The organism is Dongia deserti (assembly GCF_003574735.1).
Lineage (GTDB): Bacteria > Pseudomonadota > Alphaproteobacteria > Dongiales > Dongiaceae > Dongia_A > Dongia_A deserti.
The window spans coordinates 117,091-135,690 of sequence record NZ_QORW01000002.1 but is presented as its reverse complement, the minus strand read 5'-3'; the positions used below and the strand labels follow the sequence as shown (position 1 = coordinate 135,690).

At 62.4% G+C, this 18,600-nt stretch carries 19 protein-coding genes; 14 read left to right on the top strand and 5 right to left on the bottom strand.

All coding sequences use genetic code 11. The features are described from left to right. Positions 1-32 precede the first annotated feature (32 nt). Complete coding sequence (locus DTX69_RS03655) at positions 33-1,844, top strand: gamma-glutamyltransferase family protein (RefSeq protein ID WP_119300152.1); 1,812 nt, start codon at positions 33-35, stop codon at positions 1,842-1,844. Here DTX69_RS03655 and DTX69_RS03650 read toward each other — a convergent pair. Further along, the gene (locus DTX69_RS03650; RefSeq protein ID WP_162916613.1) at positions 1,826-3,367 is read right to left on the bottom strand and encodes a hypothetical protein; all 1,542 of its coding nucleotides are present in this window, start codon (positions 3,365-3,367) and stop codon (positions 1,826-1,828) included. The genes DTX69_RS03655 and DTX69_RS03650 overlap by 19 nt on opposite strands. 331 nt (positions 3,368-3,698) lie before the next feature. Here DTX69_RS03650 and DTX69_RS03645 point away from each other — a divergent pair, with 331 nt between their 5' ends. Next, the gene (locus tag DTX69_RS03645) at positions 3,699-4,862 is read left to right on the top strand and encodes an acyltransferase family protein (RefSeq protein WP_119300150.1); all 1,164 of its coding nucleotides are present in this window, start codon (positions 3,699-3,701) and stop codon (positions 4,860-4,862) included. A gap of 212 nt (positions 4,863-5,074) precedes the next feature. Next, on the top strand, positions 5,075-5,533 hold the full coding sequence (locus tag DTX69_RS03640; RefSeq protein WP_162916611.1) for a hemerythrin domain-containing protein: 459 nt from the start codon (positions 5,075-5,077) through the stop codon (positions 5,531-5,533). 54 nt (positions 5,534-5,587) lie between these two features. On the opposite strand, the gene DTX69_RS03635 is transcribed toward DTX69_RS03640, so the two are convergent. After that, entirely contained in the window at positions 5,588-6,160 is a 573-nt protein-coding gene (locus DTX69_RS03635; RefSeq protein WP_119300148.1) for a hemerythrin domain-containing protein, read from the bottom strand. Continuing rightward, positions 6,157-7,416: a ferritin family protein gene (locus DTX69_RS03630; RefSeq protein WP_119300147.1), complete on the bottom strand. Its 1,260-nt coding sequence runs from the start codon at positions 7,414-7,416 to the stop codon at positions 6,157-6,159. The genes DTX69_RS03635 and DTX69_RS03630 overlap by 4 nt, the downstream gene beginning before the upstream one ends. Positions 7,417-7,601: 185 nt before the next feature. Between DTX69_RS03630 and DTX69_RS03625 the strand changes: the two genes are divergently transcribed. From DTX69_RS03625 to DTX69_RS03605, 5 genes are all read left to right on the top strand, one after another. Further along, positions 7,602-7,967, top strand: a complete 366-nt coding sequence (locus tag DTX69_RS03625; RefSeq protein ID WP_119300146.1) for a DUF6766 family protein — start codon at positions 7,602-7,604, stop codon at positions 7,965-7,967. Between the two features lie 72 nt (positions 7,968-8,039). Beyond that, positions 8,040-8,252 carry a hypothetical protein gene (locus DTX69_RS03620; RefSeq protein WP_119300145.1) on the top strand — a complete coding sequence of 71 codons (213 nt, stop codon included), beginning with the start codon at positions 8,040-8,042 and terminating at the stop codon, positions 8,250-8,252. After that, positions 8,204-8,833 (top strand): alpha-ketoglutarate-dependent dioxygenase AlkB, encoded by a 630-nt coding sequence (locus DTX69_RS03615; RefSeq protein ID WP_119300144.1) that lies wholly within the window; start codon positions 8,204-8,206, stop codon positions 8,831-8,833. Before DTX69_RS03620 ends, DTX69_RS03615 begins: the two co-directional genes overlap by 49 nt. Beyond that, on the top strand, positions 8,834-10,126 hold the full coding sequence (locus DTX69_RS03610) for an SDR family oxidoreductase (RefSeq protein ID WP_119300143.1): 1,293 nt from the start codon (positions 8,834-8,836) through the stop codon (positions 10,124-10,126). Beyond that, entirely contained in the window at positions 10,126-10,611 is a 486-nt protein-coding gene (locus DTX69_RS03605; protein ID WP_119300142.1) for a DUF2269 family protein, read from the top strand. Before DTX69_RS03610 ends, DTX69_RS03605 begins: the two co-directional genes overlap by 1 nt. Here the strand turns inward: DTX69_RS03605 and DTX69_RS03600 are convergent. Beyond that, positions 10,608-11,588, bottom strand: a complete 981-nt coding sequence (locus DTX69_RS03600; protein WP_119300141.1) for a helix-turn-helix domain-containing protein — start codon at positions 11,586-11,588, stop codon at positions 10,608-10,610. The two genes, DTX69_RS03605 and DTX69_RS03600, sit on opposite strands and share 4 nt — an antisense overlap. A 267-nt stretch (positions 11,589-11,855) precedes the next feature. On the opposite strand from DTX69_RS03600, the gene DTX69_RS03595 reads away from it, so the two are divergent. The 6 genes from DTX69_RS03595 (at position 11,856) to DTX69_RS03570 (ending at position 17,144) form a co-directional block, all read left to right on the top strand. Continuing rightward, the gene (locus tag DTX69_RS03595) at positions 11,856-13,286 is read left to right on the top strand and encodes an ABC transporter substrate-binding protein (protein ID WP_119300140.1); all 1,431 of its coding nucleotides are present in this window, start codon (positions 11,856-11,858) and stop codon (positions 13,284-13,286) included. A gap of 62 nt (positions 13,287-13,348) precedes the next feature. Beyond that, positions 13,349-14,230 (top strand): carbohydrate ABC transporter permease, encoded by an 882-nt coding sequence (locus DTX69_RS03590; protein WP_119300139.1) that lies wholly within the window; start codon positions 13,349-13,351, stop codon positions 14,228-14,230. Next, positions 14,227-15,078, top strand: coding sequence for a carbohydrate ABC transporter permease (locus DTX69_RS03585; RefSeq protein WP_284735527.1), 852 nt, complete (start codon positions 14,227-14,229; stop codon positions 15,076-15,078). The genes DTX69_RS03590 and DTX69_RS03585 overlap by 4 nt, the downstream gene beginning before the upstream one ends. Before the next feature lie 4 nt (positions 15,079-15,082). Then, positions 15,083-15,298, top strand: coding sequence for a DUF2160 family membrane protein (locus tag DTX69_RS03580; protein WP_119300137.1), 216 nt, complete (start codon positions 15,083-15,085; stop codon positions 15,296-15,298). A gap of 11 nt (positions 15,299-15,309) precedes the next feature. Further along, a complete protein-coding gene (locus DTX69_RS03575) occupies positions 15,310-16,350 on the top strand; it encodes an NAD(P)-dependent alcohol dehydrogenase (protein WP_119300428.1) in 1,041 nt (346 codons plus the stop codon). 20 nt (positions 16,351-16,370) lie between these two features. Next, the gene (locus DTX69_RS03570; protein WP_119300136.1) at positions 16,371-17,144 is read left to right on the top strand and encodes an SDR family NAD(P)-dependent oxidoreductase; all 774 of its coding nucleotides are present in this window, start codon (positions 16,371-16,373) and stop codon (positions 17,142-17,144) included. 4 nt (positions 17,145-17,148) lie between these two features. Here DTX69_RS03570 and DTX69_RS03565 read toward each other — a convergent pair whose 3' ends face one another. Next, positions 17,149-18,561: a UDP-N-acetylmuramate--L-alanine ligase gene (locus DTX69_RS03565; protein ID WP_119300135.1), complete on the bottom strand. Its 1,413-nt coding sequence runs from the start codon at positions 18,559-18,561 to the stop codon at positions 17,149-17,151. Positions 18,562-18,600 lie beyond the last annotated feature (39 nt).

Here is an 18,600-nt window from a genome sequence, read left to right as displayed (position 1 = left end):
CCAACTCAATTTGGCAACATCACGGATTTCCCATGTCCAATTTCACCACGCGCCCCGAGATCCTTGGTACGTTCGGCGTCGTCGCTTCGACGCATTGGCTGGCCACCGCCGCAGGGATGAGCATCCTGGAAAGGGGCGGCAATGCCTTCGACGCGGCGGTCGCCACCGGCTTCGCCTTGCAAGTCGTGGAGCCGCACCTCAACGGCCCGGCAGGCGAGGTGCCGATCATCCTTCACAACGCGAAGACCGGCCGCGTCGACGTGATCTGTGGCCAGGGCGTTGCGCCTGACGCCGCCACGATCGACGCCTACCGGTCCCTCGGCCTTGATCTCGTTCCCGGCACAGGTTTGCTGGCAGCCGTGGTGCCGGGTGCATTCGATGCCTGGATGCTGATGCTGCGCGATCACGGCACGATGGAACTGGCGGATGTGCTGGCGCCGGCGATCGGCTATGCCGAGGGTGGATTTGCCCTCGTGCCCAATATCTGCATTGCCCTCGGCGAAGTGCGGCAGCTGTTCGAATCTGAATGGCCAAGCTCGGCCGCTTTGTGGCTCAAAGGCGGGGTGCCGGAGGCCGGCAGCCTGTTCCGCAGTCCGATCCTTGCCGAGACCTACAAGCGGCTGCTGCGGGAAGCGCAAGGCGCGCGCAATCGCGAGGCGCGCATCGAGGCGGCACGCAACGCCTGGTATCGCGGCTTCGTCGCCGAGGCAATCGACCGGTTCTGCCGCGAGACCGACGCCATGGATACCAGCGGCATGCGGCATCGCGGCTTGCTGACCGCCGACGATATGGCCCGCTGGTCGGCGACAACCGAGTCCCCATGCACTTATGACTATCATGGCTACACCCTGTGCAAGACCGGACCATGGGGGCAGGGGCCGGTGGCGCTGCAGCAGCTCGCTTTGCTGAAGGGCTTCGGTCTTGAGCCCTTGTCTCCTCAGGATCCCGATTTCATTCACCTCGTCGTTGAGTGCGCCAAGTTGGCCTTTGCCGACCGCGAGGCGTTTTATGGCGATCCTAATTTCGTCCGCGTGCCGATCGATCGGCTGTTGTCAGAGGACTACAATGAAGCGCGCAGGCGGCTGGTCGGCGAACAGGCCTCGCGCGAGCTGCGGCCGGGTCATGTTGACGGCTATGGCGCCGCGCCGATCGTGCGGGTCGCTGGCGGCCCGGATGCAGACATCGCACATGCGGGAGCGCACGGCCAGGGCGAGCCTACGCTGCATCTGCGCGACCTACCGACGGACCGCCAAGGGGCGGCGCGCGGCGACACCTGCCACCTGGACGTGATCGATCGATGGGGCAACATGGTATCCGCGACGCCGAGTGGCGGCTGGCTGCAAAGCTCGCCTGCGATCCCGGAGCTGGGATTTGCGCTGTCGACCCGCGCGCAGATGTTCTGGCTGCAGGATGGGATGCCCGCCAGCCTCGCGCCGCGCAAGCGCCCGCGCACCACGCTGACACCATCGTTGGCGCTGCGCGAAGGTCGGCCCTACATGGTGTTCGGGACGCCAGGTGGAGACCAGCAGGATCAATGGTCGCTCAACGTGTTCCTGCGCCACATCCATTTCGGGCTGAATCTGCAGGCAGCGATCGATTCGCCGGAGTTCCACACCACCCATTTCCCAAGCTCGTTCTACCCGCGAGAAGCGCGCCCCGGCCAGATGGTGATCGAGGGGCGCGCTCCGGCTGAGACTGTCGACTCCCTGCGTCGGCGCGGCCACGATGTCGAAGTTGTCGATAACTGGATGCTCGGACGCGTCACTGCGGCGGCAAAACAAGGCCCTTTGCTGAAGGCAGCGGCCAATCCTCGATTCATGCAAGGTTATGCCTTCGGCCGCTGAAGGAAAGTTGCAGTCAGCTCAGTCGACGCGGTTTCGTTGCCGGAGGGGGGTTTGAACGGGTTCTGGTTCGGCATCATCAGCAGCGTGTGCTTGGTGACGACGTAGGCCATCCGCAGCCTCTTCCTGAGGCGCGTCCTCACGGGCTCCGGATTGAATGGCAGGCCTGTGAGAGGTGGAGCCAATACCTGAATCGCCGAACGCTGGGCGAATCCGTGCCGCCGCTCGCGCGGGCTGTACTGCAGCAGGAGGTGGCCGATCCACAGGCAGTTCGCGGGATAGAAGAAGTTGCCGTCCAGCACGTCCAACGTCCGCTGCACCGTCGACGCCCACGCGCCGAAGCGCTGCTCGAGATAGAACCGGTCCCGCCAATCGAGATCCAGTGGAATGGGATCCGACAACGAGTGCTGCCACGCTGTCATGGCCTCTATCCACAGGGATGGCGGGTTCGGCCGCGCATGAAAGAACGAGCGCAGCAGGTGACCCGGTGTCGGCATCCGCTCGCTCAAGCCCGATCGGAAGAATCTGGCCCAGTGCGCACACCGGCCGATCTCGAAACCATGCCCGGACGCGATCGTCAGACCGGCGTCGTGCATATGGTCGGCCCTGCCGCTGGCGCACATCGTGGCCGTCGGGTGAAAGACGGCGCGATCCATGTGGGCCATGATCGTCGCCTGCCGCGCCCGCGCTTCGTCGGCGCACAACTCGGGCTCGTCGTGGAATCTGTGGACAACTCCAACGCTGCCGGCCAAACGCGGCGGCAGTTCCCGATCTGCACGCGCGAGGCGTGGATAAACATCGGTGAAGGCCTCGAACCTTACGTCGGCGGCCTTGGCGGCGGCGAGGACGGTGCGCGTGTCGAATCCGGCTGTCAGCCCCACTGCGCACTGGCGGAACCCCATGCTGCCCCAATTGCCCATCAGAGTCTGGAGTGTCGACGGGAGGACGCGGACGTCCCTAATCTTGTTGCGGGTCGCCGAAAACCGAACGGGTCGAATTTCGCCGGAGCGTGGCGCGATCGTCCGCAAGGCGAGGAGCTTGAAAACATTCTCCCGGGTGGTGAGCGGTGCTGGAATCCAGTCCATGCCCTTCTCGTGAGCGATTTTCCATGGCAGCCGTGGCGCCGGTGCCACATTCGGCAAATAGTCGCCGACGATCGCAGGGCTGCTGGAGATCCAGACCGCATCGGCAGTCCGACGGTAGTACAAACCGAGCAGGCCGGCTGCGTCCTGCCAGCATCGCTCGGCGGAGATCAGGGCCCATTTGCCGGCCCAGAAGCCCGTCCACTCTTCGATTTCCGATGAATGCCGCGATGCAAAGGTCTGCTCGACGGTGGAATGGGGCATGTCTGCCAGGACCGCCAAGCCGAGCAGAACGTACTCCAATCCATCTCGGGACCGCAACCTGCTCACGCGCAGTTTGGGGCAGAAGGACAGTACAAGGCCGTTCGCGAGTTGCAGGATTTCCCATTCAGGCCCGACCCGCACTGCCAGCGGGCCGACCACGAACTGCTTTTGATGCGCCACGAGTACTTGCAACCTGTTGCCCTACCCCGATGAACCGCACCAGTCGCACGATAGCCCTCGGCTGCCACACGAAAGGATTTAGGCCCTCACTTTTTGAGCGCCTGAGGTTGAGGCCGCGTTCAAAACGCGGGATGATCGCGGCGGTTCCAAGACGTTGGCAATAAAAAAAGGCATGATCGTGGCATGACTCTCAAAGTAGAAGGTTGGGGAACTGTCGGCACCGGCTTAACATTGTTTCCTGCCAGCACTTCCAAAACATCGCTGAAACATAGCCGTGACGGCGTGAAACGTTGCAATGGCCTCTGCTAGAGCGGGCGTGAACGGGAGAGTAATGGTCGCAGCACTGATCAGCACCGGGCGCGCACTCCATGCCATGGTCCGCGGCGATCGCGCAGCGTTGACCAAGGAAGAGTTGTCCCGGACGATCAGTTTCGCGCGCATCACTCTGATCGTCGGGCTGGTGTTCATACACTATGAGTGGTTTCCAAACGCGCGCATCTCACCCTTCCGCGGCTTCGATCCGACCCAGAATCACGTCGCAACATTCGTGCAGAGCTTCGTGCTGTTCTTCTTCTTCAGTGTCGTGCCATTGCTCAGCATGATCTCGGGGTGGCTGTTCCTTTCGTTCACTTCCGATCCCGCATCTGCCCTGATCAGCCGCATGCGGCGCCGCTTCGCCTCGCTCTATCTGCCGCTCGTATTCTGGAACACGCTGTTCCTGGCAATCCTGCTGGTCCTCTTTGTTGCCGCGCCCGGCCACCCGCTGCTGTCGGAGATGAACATCGACTTCAACCGAGCCGGCGCCATGGACTACGTGAACGCGGTATTGGGGATCAGCGCTCACCCGATCGGGTTCCAGTTCTGGTTCGTCCGCGATCTCTTCGTGACGGTACTGGTCAGCCCGCTCCTGTGGATTCTGCTGACGCGTGCGCCACTGTTTGGCGCCGTGTTTTTGGGGGCGTCCTGGCTGATCGGGCACGATCTGTGGATCTTCTTCCGCGCCGACGTCGTGTTCTTCTTCTATCTCGGCGGCTGGATCAGGCTGCGCGGCGTGCCGGTCGAGATCGGCGTGCGGGCAACGACGATCTTCCTCTTGGCCTATATTGCACTGTGCGCGGCGCGGACGCTGGCGCCCTACGTGGTGGGTGACGGCAATCCCTTCGAACTGCAGGTGGTGACCCGCGGCATGCGCCTAGTGGGCGTGCTGGCCTGCTGGGGCCTGTTCCAGCGTATGGCACTCACGCCCATGGGCGGCCTGGTCGCGCGCTTCGGCGGCCTGGCTTTCTTCCTGCATGCGGCACATTATCCGCTGATCGCCGGAGTCAAGTTGATCCTTTGGGATGTCCTGCCGGCTGAGACGCAGCCATGGATGCTCGCTCATTACGTCGCGAGCGTCATCGTCACGGTCACGATCGGCATCGGACTCGGCCTCGTGCTGACCCGCTTCGCTTCGAAGGCCTTCTCGCTGTTGAACGGCGGCCGCATCGTCGCCTAGCCGGCCTGCAGGCGCACGCTCCGACGGTGAAGTCGACGCAACAGACTGAGGATCGGCTTGTTTTCAATGGCACCACGCCAGCCATAGGTCCCGCCATGCCAAGAGCCTTCCGTATATCCCCCATCCGGGCCGCCGCCTCTTTCGCAGGCGGTGCTCTCATTGCGCTGATCGGGGCGCGCTTGTTGCCGCCGGTCGTCGCCCAAGCGCGCGGCATGGCAAGAACCAGGGCCGGCGGCGATCCGGTTGCGAGCTTGCTCGCGGATCATCGCGCGATCATGTCTCACCTCGATGCCATGGTTGAGTCCGCCGACGCTCAGGCCTTCAGCCGGGCGCAACACCTATTGCGCCTGAAGCGGCGCCTGGCCGCGCACGCCATGGCTGAGGAGGATATCGTCTATCCTGCCTTGCGCGATAACTTGAAGACCGCCGAGGATGCAACCCAGCTCTATGAGGAACATGCGGAGATGAAGGTATTGCTCTACAAGCTCGAGCAGACGCCCAAAACTGACGAGCAATGGCACCTTCATGCCACTGAGCTGCGCACGCTCATCGAACGCCACGTCCGCCAGGAAGAAAAGGTGGACTTTCCGAAGCTGCGTGCCGCCTTGGACGATGCCAGCTCGAGAGAGCTTGCGTCCAAGATCGAGCGAGAGAAGGCGCTACTGCTCTAGAAGAAGAACAGCGGCGGAGGAGCACCTCGGACGTCAAGCTGCATCTCGTGCCGGCTATGACGGCGCTTCGATTCCTTTCTCCTGGCGCTTCAAGGCCAGCAAAATCTCCACCCTTCGCGCAGCGAGCGCCTTGCCGATCTCGTAGAAGTCCGTGTCGGTCTGCCTCATGTCGGGGAACATTTCGGATTCCTCTTCCGCGACGTGATGCTCGACGCTGCCCTTCAGAGCCTTTATGTTTCTGTTGATCGCCTTCTCGGCTGCCACATCCTCGATGATCTTGGCGATCAGTTCTTTCATCTCGGCATGTTCCTCGATCGCCTCGGTGATGAGCTCGTCGTCCTCGAGTGCTGTGCCGGCTTGGGGGTAAAAAATCTCCTCCTCGATCTCAGCATGCACGGTGAGAGCAATGCAGATCTTGCGGGCTAGGATCGGCTTCATCTGCTTCTCAGACTCGAACTGGCGGAACATCGCCTTGACTTCCGCGTGGTCCTGCATCAGCAGCGCGGTGGAATCCGGCGGAAGCTTCTTGCCCGCAGTCAACAGTTCTCTCAAAGTCGCCGGGTCCTGGGCACTGAAGCTCATGGTTGCTACGTCTTGGATCGTCATCGCCATCTTCGCCTCCGTCATTCTGCGGCGATCCGCTTGGCGTAGTCCGTGCTGGCAGCCTTTCGCTGATCTGCCCGCCGGAGGCCCGGAACCGGATGAGGTCCTTCGGTCTCAAGCCGATATTCGTCGCCGCGATTCTCGATGGTCTTCGCGATGACGTCCTCGGTCGGCACCCAGGCGGCATTCACAGTGCCGTTGTACGCGAAGTAGCGATCGTCCTCCTGCAGGCTGGCGACCGGAACGAACTCTGTTTCCTTCGCCGTCAGGTCGGCCTGCTTCGCGAGAACCTCGCGGACAAAGGCCTTGTTCTCCCTGAACTGCAGCGGTCGCTCGATCGATTTGGGCAGGAACTCCGCCGGATCCCGCCGTTCGATCTTCTTGATCAGCTCGCACGCGATGCGCAGATGCTCGATCTCCATGGCCAAGTGCTGCTCGTAGAGCGCCTTGACCTTCGCGTCGGTCTCTTCCTGCATGAAAGAATAGTAGATCCAGCACTCATTGTATTCGTGCATTACCAGGTTCTCGAGCATGGTGCAGCCTGGGTCGAGGATGGATTCATAGTGACTGACATGCTGCTCCTCGATCTGAGCGATCTCCAGGTAGAGACCGCGGGCGAGCGGCTCGACGAAGCGATTTCCAATCGTGTTGTAGAAATTCATGGTCTGCTGCTCGGCCGACATGACCGTCAGTGCGTTGAGTATGGATTGGGGATCCGCCGCCGGCGCCGTCATGGGTCGCCGAATCTCGTCGCGCGGATCGCGATGCTCGAAGATGGTCGGCCGACCAGGCGTAATCTCGGTCAGCGCGCCGACGATCTTCTCCGCTTTCTTACTGTCGAGCAGGTCGTAGAGATTGGCGTAGCGGTACAGGTGGTCGAAGTCCTCAAGCAAGCCGAATTCGTAGACCTGGCGCAGATAGGCATCGGGCTCGTGCTGCGCGACCCAGGCGGTCAGGTCGACGGCCACCTGCTCATAGCCCAGCGTCACCTCCAGCGTGGTCTCATCGCCCGGGATGAGCCAGTTCACGGCCTTCTGCTGCTGGGCCTCGATGCGGCGCACGAGAGCGAGCTGCCGCTTCACCTCCGGGTCCAGGGTATTGCGCGCCAACATGTGGGAAAACATGATCGATTCGATTTCGATCCCATTGGCCACGATGCCGCGGCATCGGCCGAACGGATGGACGGCCTCTTTGTCGTAGGGCGTCACGTTGAGGTCGCGCCAGTTGCGAAACTGCTTTTCTAGCGGCAGGCCGCTTTCTTCGAGTGGATTGAAAGACACGGTGAGACTCCCAAGGCATGGTAAGAATTTGCCCACCACAAACATCGATGACGGGCAAACGCTGCCTCGCCTCGTAAAATCGCCGTCAGTCAGAAAATGTCCCTGGCGAGCCGGTCAGTCGGACTGGGAACTTTGTTGCGTCCCGCACGATTTGTCATTTCACACGTAGAACGGAGGAGGTCGGCATGCGATGGAAAGCTCATGGGTATGCCTGGATCACTCTGGGGTTCATGGCGTTTTCGATGATCGGGCATTGGCTGTTGGGCTGGTTCTCTTACGTAAGCGAGCAAGAGCAGCATCAGGTGCCCATCATGGTCTCGGACTATCTCATTCTGATGGGGAGGGACACGTTCGAGAACTGGCAGTCCGAATTCCTGCAGCTGCTGTGGCAGGTCGGCGGCTTGGCGATGTTTCTCTATGTCGGGTCCCCCCAATCCAAGGAAAGCGATGACCGCAAGGAGGCCAAAATCGACGCCATCCTGCGCCAGCTCAATCCGCAGGCCGGCGAGAAGGCGATCCGGGAGCTGGACCTGAAATATCAGCGGCGCTGACGGTTTCGTAGGTGGGCGGAACCTGCCCAACCTCTCAAGAGTTTACATGCTACCACCATGAGGGCATGAACGATGCCGCAAGTTCCCATGCAACGGCGCAAGCCCAAGGTCGTCGTAGAGGGTTACGATCATGTCGAGGTCGCCTCCATCGATTCGTTCCCGGCGAGCGATCCGCCGGGATGGATCGAAGTGAAGGCGCATCCTTGCGCCGAGGAAAACGCGTCGACCGATGCGGAATGCCTAGAAGAGACCGCCAAGAAGGCGAAGCGCTCAGCTTCGCAATAGGCAATCTCCGCCCGACACAGCTCAGCCTGTTCGAGCCGCGGGCCATCGAGGGATTCGAGTATCAGCCGGACCTCATATCGCGGGAACAGGAGGGCGCGCTGGTCGCGCGCTTCTCCGAGCTGGATTTTAAGAATTTCGAGTTCCGCGGCTACCTGGGTAATCGCCGGGTTGTCTCGTTCGGCTTTCGCTATGACTTCACTGACAGCGCGGTGCACGCAGCGCCGGAGATTCCTCCGTTCTTGCTACCGCTGCGCCAGCAGGCGGCCGAGTTCGCGCGGCTAGATGCCTCGGCGCTGAAGCATGTGCTGGTCACGGAATATCAGCCGGGCGCCGGGATCGGGTGGCATAGGGACCGGCCGGTCTTCCAGGATGTGATCGGCATCTCACTGCTGTCGTCATGTCGGTTTCGGTTGCGGCGCAGAAAGGGGGAAGGCTGGCAGCGCGAGGCTCTTCTGCTCGAGCCACGCTCGGCTTATCTGCTGCGCGGTCTGGTGCGGGAAGAGTGGGAACACAGTATTCCTTCGGCAGACAGCTTGCGTTATTCCATCACCTTCAGAAGCCTCAAACCGGCGGAGGCCTGATTGCGCGTCCTCGTCACCGGTGCAACCGGCCTGATCGGATCTGCGGTGGTGGCTCGCCTCATAGAGGCTGGGCACGAGGTGGTCGGCGTATCGCGCAGCGTTGGCGCGGCCAAACGGCGTCAGCCTGAGGCGAAATGGCTGGCGCTCGATATCGGCCGCCAAGTCACGCCGGAACACTGGATTCCGCATCTGCACGACGTCGAAGTCGTGGTGAACTGCGCCGGCGCGCTGCAGGACAGCCCGTCGGACAATCTCAAAGGCGTGCATACCGTCGGCATTGCGGCTCTGTTTGCGGCTTGCGAGATGCTTGGCGTCCGCCGCATTGTGCACTTTTCCGCCATCGGCGTGGATCGCGAAACGCCGACGGAATTCTCTCGCACCAAGCTTGAGGGCGATCGTGCCCTGATGGTGCGCAATCTCGACTGGGTCATCCTGCGCCCATCTGTCGTGCTTGGCCGCGCCGCTTATGGTGCCAGCGCCTTGATGCGCGCCCTCGCTGCCCTGCCGGTCTTGCCTGTCATGCCAAACACCGGGCCATTGCAAGTGGTGCAGTTGGAACAGGTGGTTGAGACGGTTCTGTTCTTCCTCAAGCCGGATGCGCCGAGCCGCATCGCGCTGGATGTCGCGGGTCCGGAGCGGCTGTCCTTCGCGGATGTCGTGCTGCGCTATCGCCGATGGCGCGGCGATGCGCCGCCGCGAATCCTCCATCTGCCGGAGTGGATCGCACGGCTGATCTATTTCTTCGGCGATCTCTCGGGCTTTCTTGGTTGGCGCCCGCCGGTGCGTTCGACGGCGCGCCGCGAGATCACGCGGGGCGCCGTGGGCGATCCGGAGCCGTGGTCGCACATGACCGGCATCGTCCCATGTACCCTCTCCGCGGCACTAAGTGCGGAGCCGGTCTCGGTACAGGAACGCTGGTTCGCACCCATGTACCTCCTGAAGCCGCTCATCTTCGTGATCTTTGCCGGCTTCTGGATCGTCACCGGAATCCTGTCGGTGGGTCCCAGCTACGAACTCGGCGTGGCGCTGATGCTGGAGGGCGGAGCAGGGCCGTTGAGCGGGCCGTCCGTGGTCGCGGGCGGGCTTGCCGACTTCTTGATCGGCGTGGGCATCGCGATCCGTCGTTTCGCACGGCCGGCGCTCTACGCCGCGCTGGCCATTTCACTGTTTTACGTCGTCGCGGGCACGATCCTGCTGCCGCGCCTTTGGCTGGAGCCGCTTGGGCCGCTGGCCAAGATCTGGCCCATCCTGATGTTGAACCTGACAGCGCTCGCCATTCTCAGGGACCGGTGATGCTCTACCTGCTGCTGAAGTACGTCCATGTGATCGGCGCGGCAATCCTGTTCGGCACTGGGGCCGGGATCGCGTTCTTTATGCTGATGGCGCATTTCACGGGCAAAGCCGCGGTCATTGCCGGTGTCGCGCGCATCGTCGTGATTGCCGATCTCCTGTTCACCGCCACGGCGGTGGTGCTGCAGCCTATAACGGGCATGGCCTTGGTCTGGAACGTCGGTTATTCGCTGGCCGAAGGATGGATCGTGCTTTCGATCATCCTCTATCTCGTGACTGGTGCCTTCTGGCTACCCGTCGTGTGGATGCAGATGCGCATGCGCGCGCTCGCGGAGACAGCGGCGGCGCACAATAAACCGCTGCCACCCGCCTATCATAAGCTGTTCTGGACCTGGTTCGCCTTCGGATTGCCCGCCTTCGCGTCGGTCGCCGGAATCCTGTGGCTGATGATCGCGCGGCCGAGCATCACGCTCTTCGCTACAACCTAGCTCCGCACACTTGCGCCCAGAAGCTCGTGGATCGTCTGCGTGCGAGCCAAGGGCGCATTCACCGGTTCTTCTTCGAACCGATAGAGGTCTGTCGACTTGCGCAGATTGCGCTTGACCTGCCGACGATACTCCGATGGCGGCAGACCACACAATTTCCGGAATTGCCGGTTGAAATTGGACAGGTTGTTGAAGCCGGTCTCGAAGCACACATCGGTCACCGGCTTATCCGTGCCGGTCAGCAGGTCGCAAGCACGGTTGACGCGCATCCGGTTCAGGTAGTGCACAAAGCCGTGGCCGGTGTTGCGCTTGAAGAAACGGGAAAAGACCGGCTCCGACATGCCGAAGTAGCGCGCAGCGTCCGACAGATGCACATCCCGCGCGATGTTCTTCATCAGGAAGTCGATCACCTGCTTGATGGTGTCGGCAGCGGCGCTGTCCGGCGCGTCCGCGTAGTCGCGGCTGGACAGGACTCTGCGCTCCGTGGAGATCGCCAGTTCATAAAGCAACTCGAACAGCAGCAACAGGCGGCGCATCGCCGTGACTTGGCCGATCTGGCGTAACACGTTGGCGCCGACCATCGCCGCATCGCCGTGGAACTCAATGCCGTAGCGCGCATCATTCAGCAGCGGCTCGACCTCCTTGAACTCCGGCCACATCTCGATGGCTTCGCGCACAAAGCTGTCCTTGAACTGAACCAGCATGTCGCGGTTGCGCACATAGTCGCCGGGCAAGATGTCACTCACCCAATTGTGGGGCAGATTGGGGCCGGTCAGCACCAGCGAGCCGGGCGCGAAACTTCCGACATAATCGCCGATGAACATCTTGCCGCACGTGTGCTGGATCAGATGCAGCTCGTATTCCGGGTGGTAGTGCCACTTGGCAAGGTCGTGGGGGTAGCCGTGCACGTTCCAGCGGAAGGACTCCTGCGGTCCGCCGACGATGACTTCGAAATCCGGCACGATCCTCGATCGCTTCATCCAGCCATCCTCCCATTTGTTTCAGCATGCTCAGGAAGTCGGCGGATTGTGTCAATCAACTTGACCGGAGTTGCTGCACCGCAAAATCTTAAACAGCGAAAAAAATGCACAGTCGGGCTGCCAAAAGCGTGTAGCACACACGGGAAGTCGGCAGATAATTCCGCACGAGAAGCGCGCCGTTGCCGGCCAGCACAAGAATCATCTCGAGATCCACCGGTTCCGGCGCCTTCGAACAATCAAAACTACAATCAAATCTGGGAGAATCCGATGCGCTCGAGAGCTGGAACAAGAGCCGCGATCGCCGCAGCTTCGATGCTGGCGGCGATCTCCACTGCCCATGCCGATTTCTGGTCGGACGCGGCCGCGCCCTACAAAGGCGTCACGATCCGTGGCGTCTCCGAAAGCACGCCGCCCTCGAACTACGTCAAGGAGGTGCTTGGCCCCGCCTTCACCAAGGCGACCGGCATCAACGTCGAGTTCGAGGCAACGTCCTGGGACCAGATGTACGACAAGGCGATCAAGGACATGGAGGCCAAGACCGGCATCTATGACTTCGTCTATATCGAGCAGGACATCATCTATTCGTACCTGGCCCGCGACTTCCTGGTGAACATCAGCAAGGCGTTGAAGGACGATCCGAAGCTGGCCGCGCCCGACTTCAAGGTCGACAACTTCACGACCTTCATCAACTACTTCAAGAACGCCGATGGCGACGTGTTCGGCGTTCCGATGGAAGCCTTCGTCAAGGTCTACCTCTATCGCAAGGATCTGTTCGAGGATCCCGCCAACCAGCAGGCATTCAAGGCCAAATACGGCTACGACCTGGCGCCAGCCAAGACCCACGCCCAGTACCGCGACATCGCGGAGTTCTTCACCCAGTGGGGCAAGGACAATGACCAGGAACTCTGGGGCTCCACGGTCCAGGCCCACACTGGCCATCCAGCCTCCTGGTACGAGTTCTTCGAGAGCTGGGGGCCGACTTTCGGCGTCTATAACTGGGGCATCAACCAGGATGGCTGGGGTGCCACCGTCGCCAATGGCGGCTCCATGAACGGCCCGAAGGCCAAGGCGGCGCTGGAATACTGGCTCGGCCTTCTGAAGTTTGCGCCGCCCGAATCCACCTCCAGCACCTGGGACGAGGTGGCGGCGAGCTTCGCCGCCGGCCGCGCCGCCCAGGGCCTGGTCTATGGCGAGAACGCCGCCTGGATCGCGACCAATGCCGACAAGTCGAACGTGGTCGGAAAGGTGGGCGTGGCGCTACCACCGCTGGAGGAGGGCGTCCTGCAGGAGGCCGAGTCCGGCAAGGGCTATATCGGCTATTACGACGGCGGCGCCTTTGGCATCCCGTATTCGTCCAAGAATCAGCAGGCGGCTCTGCTGTTCCTGCAGTATATCGGCCAGCCGTCGGTACAGGCGGATTGGGCGGTGGCAGGTTCGCGCATCACGCACCAGGCGACCTACGACGATCCAAAGGTCAAGGATATGGATGCCAAGACCGACGGCTATTTCTCGCTGATGAAGAACGACGGCAAGCTGTTTGCAGGCGCGCCGCCGTATCCGTTCCACGCCCAGGTGCGCGAGGCGACGGCGCCGTTCTTCTATGAGGCGATCACCGGAGAGCTCAGCCCGTCCGAAGCCCTCGATAAGATGGCGGCGGCGGCCGAGGCCGAACTCAAGAAGCTGGGTTATCGCAAGTAGTCCTGTCCCTGCCGGGGCGGCGCCTTGCCGCCCCGGTTCATTTTGCGCGTCTGAGTGGGTGAATGCGGTCCAACACCATCGGCTGGCTGCTGCTGGCGCCGACGCTGCTGATCTTGACGGTGTTCGGCGTCGTGCCGTTCGTCTATGTGCTGGTGGTCGGCTTCGCCGATTGGAACGCCTTCGCTGCCGATCCGACCCCTCATTTCACCGGCGTCGAGAACTACCGCCGGCTGGTATTCGACGATCAATTCCTGAGCGCGCTGTGGAAGACACTTGGGTTCGGTTTCTTCGCGGTGGCGAGCGAAGTGGTGCTCGGCTACTTCCTGGCTCAGCTCTTGATGAAGGACGTGCCGTTCAAGGGTTTCTTCCGCACCATCCACACCTTGCCGCTGATGGTGGCGCCAATCGCCGTCGGCGCCACTTGGCGGTTGCTGACCGTGCCGGGCCTCGGGCCGCTGCCTTATTACCTCGAACGCTGGTTCGGAATTGAATTCCGCCTCGGCACCTATGCCGACCAGGCGTTCGTCACCACCATCATCATGGACGTCTGGCATTGGACGCCTTTGGTGACGCTGACGCTGCTTGCCGGTCTTGCCACCATGCCCAAGGAGCCGTTCGAGCAGGCGCAGATCGACGGCGCCAACAAGCTTCAGATCTTTTGGCACATCACCCTGCCGATGCTGAAGCCGACCATCCTGGCTACGGTCTTCATCCGCCTGATGGATGCGCTGCGCACCGTAGACGAGGTATGGATGCTGACCGGCGGCGGCCCCGGCGCCGCGACGCGCTATGTCGGCCTGCATATCTGGCGCGTGGTGTTCCCGAAGACGGATTACGGATATGGCGCGGCGATGTCCTTGCTCACGCTATATCTCACCATCGTCATGTGCTGGCTGCTCTACGCGGCCTTGGTGACGCGCCGCGAGCTGCCGAAGGCGGAATGATGACGAAGAAGAAGCAACGACGCGGCACGTGGCTGTCCCTGGTCTTCTGGACCGTGGCGAGCTTCGTCACGCTGTTTCCGATCTATTGGATGTTCGTGGTCTCGGCCAAGAGCCGCGTGGAGCTGTTCGGCCGGCCGAACTTCATCATCCGCAGCTTTTTCACTGAGAACTACACCAACACGCTCGCCGACCCGAGCTTCCAGAGATACCTGATCAACTCGATCATCGTCGCGAGCTGCAACGCGCTGCTGGTGACCACCTTGGCCTTGTTCGCGACTTATGCCCTGTCGCGCTACAAGCTGGTGGGAAAGGAGAACATCTTTTTCTGGACCATCACGAACCGAATGGCGCCGCCGGCGGTATTCCTGCTGCCGCTGTTCCTGCTGTTCACCCAGGCCTTCACCATCGGCGACTGGAAGCTCTATGACACGCGTACCGGACTCATCCTGCTCTACTGCGTGTTCAACCTGCCATTCGCGATCTGGACTCTACGCAGCGTGATCGACGGCATCCCGAAGGAGCTGGATGAGGCCGCCATGATCGACGGGGCGAATACTTGGCAGATCCTGACCAAGGTCATCCTGCCCCTCGCGCGGCCGGGTCTCGCCGTCACCGCCATCCTCACCTGGGTGTTTGCGTGGAACGAGTATCTGTTCGCGGCGACGCTCACCAGCGTGCACGCCCGCACCATCACGACGGGCCTGGCGGAGTTCGTGACCGTGACCGGCACCAACTGGGGCCAGATGGCGGCGACCGCCACCTTGACTCTGCTGCCGGCGCTCTTGTTCCTGGGCCTCGTGCAGCGCCATATCGTCGCCGGCCTCACCTTCGGCGCGGTGAAGGAGTAGGGCAATGGCAGAAACCGAAAACGGAAATGACAAGGCCAACAAGGGCCGAACCGGGTTCCTGCCGATCCATACCAATGCGTTCGACCGGGTGTTCATCGGCACGGTGATATTTGTGGCGCTGCATCTGTTGTGGATGCGGTTTCTGGAGGCTCATATTCCGTTATATGTCGCGACTTTGCTGTCCCTCTTGATCGGGGCTGTCATCGTCGCGCGTGGATGAAGGAGAGAATCATGGTCAAAGCAGTTGTTCTCGAGCAAAAGGACAAGCTGTCCCTGCGCGATATTCCGGTGGAGGAGAAGCTAGGCCGGCGCGACGTGCGCATTGCTTTGCGCAATGTCGGCATCTGCGGCAGCGACGTGCACTACTACACGCACGGCAAGATCGGGCCATTCGAGGTGCGCGCGCCGATGATCCTGGGGCATGAGGCCTCCGGTGTCATCGTGGAGGTCGGCACTGACGTGACGGACCTCAAGGAAGGCGACCGCGTTTGCATGGAACCGGGAGTTCCGGACCCGACCAGCAAGGCCAGCCGCCTCGGGATCTACAACCTCGATCCCGCCGTGCGGTTCTGGGCGACGCCGCCCGTGCATGGCGTGCTGCGGCCGACCGTAGTGCATCCAGCGGATTTCACGTTCAAGCTGCCGGACAATGTCTCGCTCAAGGCCGCGGCGATGGTGGAGCCGCTGGCGACAGGCGTGCATGGCGCAACCAAGGCTGGGATCAAGCCGGGCGATATCGCCGTGGTGACCGGCGCCGGTCCGATCGGCCTGGTGACGCTGCTCGCCGCCCGCGCCGCCGGTTGCGCGCGCGTGATCGTCAGCGACGTGGACGAGGCGAAGCTCGAACTCGCCAAGCAGCTAGGCGCGGCGGTCACGGTCGATGCCCGCGTGCAAAACCTGGTTGATGTCGTGAAGCGCGAGACCGACGGCTGGGGCGTGGACGTGGCGTTCGAGTGCTCGGGCAACCAGAAGGTCGCGCCGACCCTGTTCGACGCGATCTGCCCGGGCGGGCGCGTCGTCTTCATCGGCATGCCGGTGGCGCCGATCTCCTATGACGTCACGCACGCGGCGATCAAGGAGGCGCGGGTGGAGCACATCTTCCGCTATGCGCATGTGTTTCCGCGCTGCGTCGCCATGCTGGCGTCGGGCGACATCGACGTGACGCCGCTCATCACCAGAACCTTCGGGTTCGAGGACAGCATCCGCGCCTTCGAATTCGCCACCAAGCCGCCAACCGGCTCGGTCAAGGTCCAGATCGAGATGCCAAGCTAAGCAGAGGGGAGTGAATTTTCATGTATCTGGAAAAACTGAAACTGGATGGCAGGGTCGCGGTGGTGACCGGCGGCGGCCGTGCGATCGGCCTTGCCTGCACCACCGCGCTTGCCGAAGCAGGCGCCAAAGTGCTGATCGCGGACGTCGATCCGGCGGTGGCGGCTAGCGGGCAGGCGGAGTTACGCAAGCTTGGCCTCGATGCCGAGACGGTGCAGATGGACGTCATCAATTCCAAGCAGGTGACCGAAGTCGCCGACGATCTGGTGGCCAAGCATGGCCGCGTCGACATCCTAGTCAATAATGCCGGTATCGCGCGCAGCGGCACGGCGGGGGAAGAAGTGAGCGACGAGCTCTGGCTCAACGTCAATGACGTCAACTACAACGGCGTATTCTGGTGCTGCCGCGCCTTCGGCAAGCACATGCTGAAGGCGCGCAAGGGTGCGATCGTCAATATCGGCTCGATGTCCGGCTACATCGTGAACCGCCCGCAGAAGCAGGCCTACTACAACGCCTCCAAGGCGGCGGTGCATCATCTGACCGCATCGCTGGCGGCGGAATGGGCGGATCGCGGCGTGCGCGTGAACGCCGTCGCGCCCACCTACATCGAAACGCCCATGGTCCACAGCGTGCCCGGCGTCCAAGCCATGATGAAGGAGTGGCTGCGCGACACGCCGATGGGCCGGCTGGGGCAGCCGCACGAGATCGCCTCGGTGGTGCATTTCCTGGCCAGCGACGCCGCGAGCCTGATGACCGGCGCGACGGTGCTGGCCGACGGCGGCTTCACCTGCTGGTAGGGCGCTAACCGAGCCGCTTCAGAAGATCGGCGGCGAATTCGGGCAGGGTGTCGTCGCGCGCGCCCATGATGACAATGCGGTCGCCCGGCTGCGCGAGCGAGACGAGTTTGTCGCCGCAGGCCGGGCGATCGGCAAAAGCGAAAGCGTCGCGGCCTCCTGCCTTGACCTCGCGCACAATGTCGGCGCTGGTCGTCAGCCGTTCCGTCGTGCCGCCATAATAGACCGGCTCCGGCATCACCAGAACGTCGCCCTCGCTCAGGTTCTCGGCGAAGCAGGTGACGAGTTCTTTCCGCATGTGGGTCAGCGGCCGAAAGCCGTGCGGCTGGAACAGGACCAGCAACCGGCCTGGAAAGGCGTGCAAAGTCGCGAGGGTCGCGGCGATCTTGTCCGGATTGTGCGCGAAATCGTCGATGATCGTCACGCCCTTGGCGCTGCCGACCCGCTCGAACCGGCGCTTGATGCCGGTAAATCCGCTGAGCGCTTCCGCCGCCTCGCGCAGGGACACTCCGCAACCCCGCGCCGCGCATAGCGCCGCGAGCGCGTTCGAGACATTGTGCACGCCCGGCATCTGCAGGTACACATTTGCTTCGTCGCCGGTTTCCCGCTCCGTGACTACGAAGTCGATGCCCTCGAGGGACGGCCGGAGATCGTGCGCGAACAAATGCGCATTCGGGTCGACCAGACTGTAAGTCGAGACGGAGCGCGGCGAGAGCGCAGCCGCGAGCGCCAGAGACTCCACATTGTCGAGATTGAGCACCGCAACCTGCGCCTTGCTCACGAAATCGCGGAACAGCGACCGCAGCTCATCCATCGTCTTGTGATCGAGGGAGATGTTGTTGAGCACCGCGATTTTCGGATTGAACAAGGCGATCGAACCATCGCTCTCGTCCACCTCGCTGATGAAGACGTCGCCGCCACCCACCACCGCCCCGGCAAAGGGAATCTGCGGGGTGATGAAGTTCTTCATGATCGCGCCGTTCATGATCGTCGGGTCGCGGCCGGCGTGATGCAGGATCCAGCCGATCATGCCGGTGGTGGTCGACTTGCCGCTGGTGCCGCCCACGGCGATGCTCTGGGGCGCAGCATTGAACAGCTGGGCCAGCAGCTCCGCCCGGCGCATCACCGGCAATGTCAGCCGCCGTGCGGCCTGCACGTCCGGCACCGTCTCCTCGACCGCGGCGGAAGTTACCAGGATCTGGTCGGGGCGCGTGAGGCCGCTGCCATCCTGCGGGTGCAGGGCGATGCCGTGGTCGCGCAGGAACTGGAACTTCTGCGCCAGCCGGCCCTGGTCCAGCGACCGGTCGGACCCTTCCACCTGGCAGCCCTTGGCGCGCAGGATCAACGCCAGCGGCAACATTCCGCTACCGCCGATGCCGCAGAAGAAATAAGGTCGCCCCTGATTCGGCCCTGAGATCATGCGTTTTGATCGCATAAACCGGGGTAGGGGTAAATGGTT

Coding starts and splice junctions, on each gene's coding strand:
- DTX69_RS03655 (WP_119300152.1), top strand. CDS start 33: ATGTCCAATTTCACCACGCGCCCCGAGATCCTTGGTACGTTCGGCGTC.
- DTX69_RS03645 (WP_119300150.1), top strand. CDS start 3,699: ATGGTCGCAGCACTGATCAGCACCGGGCGCGCACTCCATGCCATGGTC.
- DTX69_RS03640 (WP_162916611.1), top strand. CDS start 5,075: ATGGCAAGAACCAGGGCCGGCGGCGATCCGGTTGCGAGCTTGCTCGCG.
- DTX69_RS03635 (WP_119300148.1), bottom strand. CDS start 6,160: ATGACGGAGGCGAAGATGGCGATGACGATCCAAGACGTAGCAACCATG.
- DTX69_RS03625 (WP_119300146.1), top strand. CDS start 7,602: ATGCGATGGAAAGCTCATGGGTATGCCTGGATCACTCTGGGGTTCATG.
- DTX69_RS03620 (WP_119300145.1), top strand. CDS start 8,040: ATGCCGCAAGTTCCCATGCAACGGCGCAAGCCCAAGGTCGTCGTAGAG.
- DTX69_RS03615 (WP_119300144.1), top strand. CDS start 8,204: ATGCCTAGAAGAGACCGCCAAGAAGGCGAAGCGCTCAGCTTCGCAATA.
- DTX69_RS03605 (WP_119300142.1), top strand. CDS start 10,126: ATGCTCTACCTGCTGCTGAAGTACGTCCATGTGATCGGCGCGGCAATC.
- DTX69_RS03600 (WP_119300141.1), bottom strand. CDS start 11,588: ATGAAGCGATCGAGGATCGTGCCGGATTTCGAAGTCATCGTCGGCGGA.
- DTX69_RS03595 (WP_119300140.1), top strand. CDS start 11,856: ATGCGCTCGAGAGCTGGAACAAGAGCCGCGATCGCCGCAGCTTCGATG.
- DTX69_RS03590 (WP_119300139.1), top strand. CDS start 13,349: ATGCGGTCCAACACCATCGGCTGGCTGCTGCTGGCGCCGACGCTGCTG.
- DTX69_RS03585 (WP_284735527.1), top strand. CDS start 14,227: ATGATGACGAAGAAGAAGCAACGACGCGGCACGTGGCTGTCCCTGGTC.
- DTX69_RS03580 (WP_119300137.1), top strand. CDS start 15,083: ATGGCAGAAACCGAAAACGGAAATGACAAGGCCAACAAGGGCCGAACC.
- DTX69_RS03575 (WP_119300428.1), top strand. CDS start 15,310: ATGGTCAAAGCAGTTGTTCTCGAGCAAAAGGACAAGCTGTCCCTGCGC.
- DTX69_RS03570 (WP_119300136.1), top strand. CDS start 16,371: ATGTATCTGGAAAAACTGAAACTGGATGGCAGGGTCGCGGTGGTGACC.
- DTX69_RS03565 (WP_119300135.1), bottom strand. CDS start 18,561: ATGATCTCAGGGCCGAATCAGGGGCGACCTTATTTCTTCTGCGGCATC.